This window comes from Variovorax sp. P4_D9 (assembly GCF_056401695.1).
Genome location: NZ_JBFUIU010000517.1, coordinates 1 through 6,570 on the forward strand (window position 1 = coordinate 1; position 6,570 = coordinate 6,570).

Sequence of the window (6,570 nt, forward strand, 5' to 3'; positions counted from 1 at the left end):
GATCTGGAGCGACTGGCTGGTGGCCTGGTGCAAATTGTCCAGATGCTTGCCTCGCCCCATGTGGCGCCGCACATCGGCAGGCCTTTCGTCGTGCGTGTCGGCGACCGCGTCCGCAAGTGGAATGCGAACACCCAGACCAACGCTATTCAAGCGCACGCTTTTGCTGCGTTGCTCGACGTGCTGCCGCTCAGCTTGGCCGATCGACTGCTGGCAAGCCTGACCGGCGAGGTGGTGGACCTTTCCGCACTGATACGAGACAAGGATGCGTTGCTGCAGTTCGTCGAGCGCGAGGTCTCGGGTGTTTACCACCCCGTTGGAACGTGTCGAATGGGTCGCATCGAGGATCCACTTGCGGTTGTAGACCCTGCTGGGCGTGTGATCGGTATCGAGGGGCTTCGAGTGGTCGATGCTTCTGTGATGCCGAGTATCCCGCGCGGCAACACGAACATCCCGACCATCATGGTGGCCGAAAAGCTATCGGATGAAATTCTCAAGCAGGCAAAGGCTACGACGCAGGTGAGTTCTCAGGCGACTCCAGTTGAGCCCCGTGAATAACGCCTCCTGATCGCCTGATTCCCTCTGCGCCGTCGCGCTACGTCCACAACGGCACAGGCGCGTGGCTCTATCGTGCGGCTTGATGTAGTTCGTGGGCTTGCTCTATCCAGTCGAGAGCCTGCGCAGCCTGCGGAATCACGAACGTGACGCCCAGTCCGGCCAGCACCACCTGTTCCAGCTGAGTGCGAGTGACGTCCTGCTCGAACAGGCGAAGGGCATGGACCTTGAAGGCGTTCTCATGTCCTAAAAGGGCCAACTGTGACGTGATCACGATCTCGCAGAGAACGCGGTCGATGCCCGGCTCCTGCATCAGTGCAGCGCGCATGTCCTTGTACCGGGCGACCGCTTGTGGATTGACTTCGGCGACGCGCGCTGTCGATGGCTTCATTGGGGGAGTCCTTCAAGAGTGGTAAGACTGGACGCCGAATCGGACGAGAYGACAGTGGGATGCGGACAAAAGCTGATTGCGACTTCGCTTCACGCCCGCTAGCTCAACACGATTCGATTGGCGTAGCGTGTAGAAAATTATCCCAACAGGCGACACTTATGTCAAGTGCAAGGCGTCTGCACTTTCGATCAGCTGTTAGATTTGACTATTAACGAGGGTTAACCGTAGCTAAACAGCTTGTACGTATCCCTTGATAGCACCATCCCATGTAGACTAAACTAGTCCCGGAATGCGGGATTACATTATGGCTCGCACAACCGTTGAAACGAGTCGGGTCGACCCCCTGTTCGGTGGCGGCCCCAACACGAGGGCATTTGCTCACTTAAAGGAGGCATTGGTGATCAATCTATTCGTCAGTTTTCGACCAGCTAGTTGCGAGCGCGGCCGATCCATACTCAACTGCGCACTAAAGGCGATTCTCAACGCCGCGACTGGCGCTTTCTTCGCGGTCGCTGCGTTGCCGTCACACGCCGACGACTACCCGTCACAACCGATCAAGCTGATCGTTCCATTCACTGCGGGAGGTGGAAGCGACTCAGCAGCTCGCGTGATAGCGGAGCAGATGCAGTTGCGACTCAGGCAACCGTTTGTGGTCGAGAACCGACCCGGTGCGAGTGCGGGCGTCGGAGCCGGTACGGTGGCTCGGGCTGCGCCCAACGGGTATACCTTACTTGTCGGTACCGCGACACTCGCTGCGAATGCCGTAGTCTCGCCAACGCCAAACCTGGACATCGTCAACGACTTTGATTTTGTCGGCAAGTTTGGGCAGATCGACCTGGTCCTAGTCACCAATCCAAAGGTACCGGCCAAGGACCTGCGAGAGCTGATCGAGCTGATGCGCACTCGCCCAGACACCGTTTCCTTCGGCTCACCTGGAACTGGTGCGCCAGCGCATCTTGGTGTCGAACTGCTGAAGCTTGTCACAAAGACCCAGGCCGTGCATGTCCCCTATAAGGGCGAGAGTGCGGCGGTAACCGACCTTATCGGTGGACACGTCAGCTTCCAGCTGTGCGCGCCGTTTGTCTGCGCACCGCGAGTGCAGGACGGATCGCTAAGGGCGCTTGCAATCGCGTCACCACACCGTTCCAAGTTGATGCCGAGCGTTCCCACCATGGCGGAGGCGGGCGTACCGGGAGTGGAAGCCGGTACCTGGTACTACATCGCTGCACCGAAGGGAACGCCGGAGGCGATCATCCGCAAGCTCAATATGGCCCTAAATGAAGTGCTATCGGATGAGAAGGTCAAGACGCATCTACTGAGCATGGGTGTTGAAACGGCCCCGGGCACTACGCCAGCTGCTGTTAAGGGCGCCCTGCAAGCTGAGATGGAAAAGTGGCGTCCCGTTGTCAAGGCTGCTGGCGTCAAGAACTGACAGCGCGGTCCTTCGCCGCTCCCACCCCTGCAAGCCGGCTCGAAAGCTGAAACATGAGCTCGTCCGAATCCCGCGCATCGCTTACATCAGATCTCTATTAAAACTTACAAGTTTCCAATGAATAAAGCTTCACTCGTGTTGACCGCCACAGCCGCGTTGTCTGCCTATGGTGTCTCTTTGGCTCAGTCGTCAGTCACGCTTTCTGGCGTGATGGACGTCGGAGCAACTACCTATCAGAATGAGTCGAGAAACGCTCTTGGCACCACCGTCAAGACAAGCAAGTCCGCGCTAACTCAGGGGAATGTGGGCGCTAGCCGTCTTGCCTTTCGAGGCCAAGAAGACCTCGGAGGCGGATTTGCGGCTGGATTCGTCCTTGATTCTGCAATTTTTCCCGATGATGGGACAGTCGGTGGCAACGTCGCCAACAGTGGGCCAAGCGTCATTGGATTCTTCAACCGTCGTTCAACGGTGAGCTTGCTTAGCAACTATGGTGAGATCCGCCTCGGCCGGGATTACACCCCGACCTATTTGAATGACCTCGTGTTCGATCCTTTCGCGGTAAGCGGCGTTGGCACAAGCATCATCGCCACGGCAAACGGCTACAGCAGCAGCGCTGCATCGGTCAGCGGCTTTAGAGCGAACAGCATGTACTCGCGAGCCAGTAACTCCATAGGCTACCTCCTTCCGTCAGGTCTTGGGGGCTTCTATGGGCAGGTCATGTACGCCTTCAACGAGCAAACAAAGTATGACCCTGGAGCGTTTACACCGAACGTTCCCAACAATTCTCGCGCGGGTCGATTCGTCGGCGGCCGCGTTGGCTACAACAAGGGTTCGGTCGACATCGCTGCTGCTTACTCTCGTGCCACCCTTGGTGACGGGTATTTCGCTGGAATCACGACCAATTACGACTACTTCAACATTGGTGGATCGTACGACTTTGAAGTCGTRAAGTTGACCGGTGAATATTCAAGGGGCGAGCTCAAGACGCAGAACGACGGCGTCTTGCCAACGCCTTCCTCCCCGACGGGCACGGGCTATTTACTTGGCGCAATCGTGCCAGTTGGCGTGGGCCAGATTCGAATGGCTTACTCACAGGTGACTCTGGATGACACGCCGCATGGTGGGAAGCCAAAAGCCTCCAAGTGGGCGATCGGCTACTTGCACAACCTTTCGAAGCGGACAGCGCTGTACACAAATTTTGCACAGATCAACAACAAGGGTGGCTATGACCTAGCCTTGGCAGGAGGCCCAATCTACTTCTCAGGAGGCACATTCCAGGCGAAGAGCTCCCGAGGGGTGGAGGCCGGCATACGCCACGTATTCTGAAATGGGCACCTCGCCTATCGTCGGTCTGAACTGGAAGGTGTTTGGGATCCGTTGATGGGCGCAGGCGCTTCAGCTCCTTCGAATCCAGCGCACCTTCTGCAAGTAGTTAGCTAAGAACACCGAGACCAACTCATGTCCCACAATGCCTTTCGTACTGGTGCCGCCAACCCGAGTGCCCTTGCAGGCCCACTGCCCTTGACGCGGCGTTCGATTCTGCTTTGCGCCTCGGCGCTGGGCGCCCTGCCGCTCCCATCGCTAGCATCCGCCAACAACGCGTATCCGTCGAAACCCATCCGTATCGTCGTTCCGGTAGCCCCCGGTTTTGCGACAGATTTCCTCGCGCGGCTCTTAAGCGAGAAGCTGAGAGTCAAGCTTGGTCAGACGGTAATCGTCGAGAACCGGGCTGGTGGGGCCGCAGGGAACGTCGGCGCCGAGTATGTGGCGCGCGCGACGCCAGATGGTTACACGCTGCTCTTTGCCGCGCCGGGCCCGCTGGCGATCAACAAGTTCCTGTACCCGCGGCTCGGATTCGATCCGGCCGAATTTGTCCCCATTTCGCTGGTTGCGTCTGCTGTCAATGTTTTACTGGTTCGAGTTGACTCGCCCCTCAGATCGGTCCAAGACATTGTCAAGTTTGCGAAGGAGAATCCAGGAGCGCTGAGCTACGCGAGCGGTGGATCAGGCACAACACAGCATCTAGCTTCTGAGCTCCTCAGGTCCCAAGCCGGCGGATTGAACATGCTTCACGTCCCGTATAAAGGCGCCGCTGCGGCCATGAACGGTTTTGTGCAGGGCCAAGGCGACATCATGTTTGCGGAGCTAGGAAACAGCATGCCCAACGTCACAGCAGGCCGAGTCCGCGCTATCGCAGTCGGCAGTCCGAAGCGCAATCCGTCGATGCCAGAGGTTCCGACGGTTTCAGAAGCCCTGCCTGGATTTGTCAGCACAGCGTGGTATGGCTTGGTGGCTCCGCCGAGAACGCCGTCTGACATTGCAGTAACTCTGTCAGCCGCCGTGGCTGAGATCATGAGGCTTCCTGATGTCACGGCGAAGCTCCAAGGTATGCACATACTCCCAATTGGGAGCACGCCAGCGGAGATGGCCAAGTTCACGGGTGAGGAAAGTGACCGTTGGAGCAAGGTAATCCGCGCCTCCAAGATCGCGGTTGAATAGGGCGATTCGAATCCGCTTGATCTTCGTAGAGACTGTTTGGTTCGCCCCAGATCAAGCTGATGCTTCGTTTCTCCGAGAGAGCGCCATGAGGAACCGGGGTAGCGCCGTCGCTGCGCAAGAGCAGGCTGACTCAAATGCTGGCGACGGCCGACCCTGTCGTACTTCTGAACGAGATCCGGGCTGCTTAGGAAGACCTCGGGCGCCGCGTCGACCAACGCGGAGTAGCGGGGCCGCGCGGAAACGGCGACGAAGTCAACAACGCGCTCGTTCCTGCGGCGGCCCGCAATCGAAAGCGGGGAACAACGCGCGAACAATCGTCGACCGTATCGGCGCCTCAAGCCCCTTCCGCGAAAGCCGCGCATGTTGAATGCCTACGAAGACCAAACGCGCAGCTGGCTGCAGCGGCAACCCGGAATGACGGTCGTGGAAATCCTCGAGCGACTGCGCGAGCTCGCGCCAGAAGGAACGTTCATGGACAAGGACCTCAGAACGGTTCAACGCGCTCTTGCGACATGGCGTGCAGACGCAATCGGTCAGTGGATCGATCAATGCCGTGTAGAGACGGAGGCGAGCGCATCTCCCTCGGCGGAGGCAGCGGCGATCCAAGGGGCCAGGCGCTGCGCGCCTGGCAAGAGATCAAGGAAAGGGTTAAAGAGGCCGGGCCGTGGACAACGCTTCGCGTTGACCACCGCCTGAGATCAAGGGCGCGCATCTGCGTCCATGCGAAGAGCAGCGCACGCTCCTGGAGTGCTGGGTAGCATTACGCCGTGAGGCAACATGGGGGGGGCAGTTCCTGATGTCGCTTGACAGGGGGGAAGTTTGCAGTTCACACATGCGGCCGGCCGGTGAAAACCGCCTTGAACGCAGCGGTTCGACCAGTCGCAGTGATCGCCGGCAACCGCGATGTGGCAACAACACCTCTTGAGCCGTAGGAAGTGGAGCGGTGGAAACGATCACAGCGGCTCTCCCGCGCGGGCGTCGACCCCATGCTGCTAGCTAGGCGAAGGCACCAGCAGAGGAGCTGACTCTCAGTAGCGAAATGCGCGAACTCAAAGCGCCCCGAGGGCCATTCCATCAAAACATATTCGTCGAGGAAGAAGACACCTTCGTCAACCAGAGTGAAGAGAATGGGTGAACTTGGCATGGTCGGGATCCCAGCCGCCATCGCCAATGCCATCTATCACGCGACGGGGCGGCGCGTGCGCGATCTGCCGATCACGCCGGAAGAAAAGCCGCTGTGACGGCGCTTGCGACTCGATGCGACACGTCCATGACTACCTCATCAGATTGGGGATGAAAACGCTAGGTCTGGCCGGCGATGAAGTGGCCGCCTTCCGGCGCAGCGAGTGCAAAAGATGGGGAAGGCAGTTCCCGACCCGGGCCTTACCGAGACCTTGTGAGCCGGTGACCCGCGAGAACCTCGGCAGCCCCTGGTCCGAGACTTCTGACTAGCATCTATGGCTGATACTTCGACTTGCCTTTGGTTGACCACGCCATCGAAGTGACAGTCCCGCTACGGCAAAGGTCCGACGAACAACTTCTCCGTCTGCATGTCGCGATAGGTATGGGGGATGCCGCCCACGCCGAGCCCCGACTCGCGCAGTCCAGCGAAAGGCATCCAGTCGACGCGGAATGCCGTGTGGTCGTTGACCATCACCGTCGAGGCATCCAAACGCTCGTAAGCGTGCATTGAAGT

The 6,570-nt window shown here is 58.9% G+C and carries 7 protein-coding genes; 4 read left to right on the forward strand and 3 right to left on the reverse strand.

Going from position 1 to position 6,570, the window contains the following annotated elements; genetic code table 11:
• Positions 1-555, forward strand: a 555-nt coding sequence (locus AC1DY5_RS37255; RefSeq protein WP_478119498.1) for a GMC oxidoreductase, incomplete at its 5' end; no start/stop codon positions are given.
• Between the two features lie 67 nt (positions 556-622).
• Here the strand turns inward: AC1DY5_RS37255 and AC1DY5_RS37260 are convergent.
• Positions 623-943, reverse strand: coding sequence for a carboxymuconolactone decarboxylase family protein (locus tag AC1DY5_RS37260; RefSeq protein WP_478119499.1), 321 nt, complete (start codon positions 941-943; stop codon positions 623-625).
• A gap of 397 nt (positions 944-1,340) precedes the next feature.
• On the opposite strand from AC1DY5_RS37260, the gene AC1DY5_RS37265 reads away from it, so the two are divergent.
• From AC1DY5_RS37265 to AC1DY5_RS37275, 3 genes are all read left to right on the forward strand, one after another.
• On the forward strand, positions 1,341-2,375 hold the full coding sequence (locus tag AC1DY5_RS37265) for a Bug family tripartite tricarboxylate transporter substrate binding protein (protein WP_478119500.1): 1,035 nt from the start codon (positions 1,341-1,343) through the stop codon (positions 2,373-2,375).
• Positions 2,376-2,492: 117 nt separating this feature from the next.
• The gene (locus AC1DY5_RS37270; protein WP_478119501.1) at positions 2,493-3,701 is read left to right on the forward strand and encodes a porin; all 1,209 of its coding nucleotides are present in this window, start codon (positions 2,493-2,495) and stop codon (positions 3,699-3,701) included.
• A 132-nt stretch (positions 3,702-3,833) separates the two neighbouring features.
• Positions 3,834-4,874: a Bug family tripartite tricarboxylate transporter substrate binding protein gene (locus tag AC1DY5_RS37275; protein WP_478119502.1), complete on the forward strand. Its 1,041-nt coding sequence runs from the start codon at positions 3,834-3,836 to the stop codon at positions 4,872-4,874.
• A gap of 252 nt (positions 4,875-5,126) precedes the next feature.
• Here AC1DY5_RS37275 and AC1DY5_RS37280 read toward each other — a convergent pair whose 3' ends face one another.
• Entirely contained in the window at positions 5,127-5,423 is a 297-nt protein-coding gene (locus AC1DY5_RS37280) for a hypothetical protein (protein ID WP_478119503.1), read from the reverse strand.
• Between the two features lie 964 nt (positions 5,424-6,387).
• Positions 6,388-6,570: aldehyde dehydrogenase family protein (locus AC1DY5_RS37285; RefSeq protein WP_478119504.1), on the reverse strand; the 183-nt coding region annotated here is incomplete at its 5' end.

Coding starts and splice junctions, on each gene's coding strand:
- AC1DY5_RS37260 (WP_478119499.1), bottom strand. CDS start 943: ATGAAGCCATCGACAGCGCGCGTCGCCGAAGTCAATCCACAAGCGGTC.
- AC1DY5_RS37275 (WP_478119502.1), top strand. CDS start 3,834: ATGTCCCACAATGCCTTTCGTACTGGTGCCGCCAACCCGAGTGCCCTT.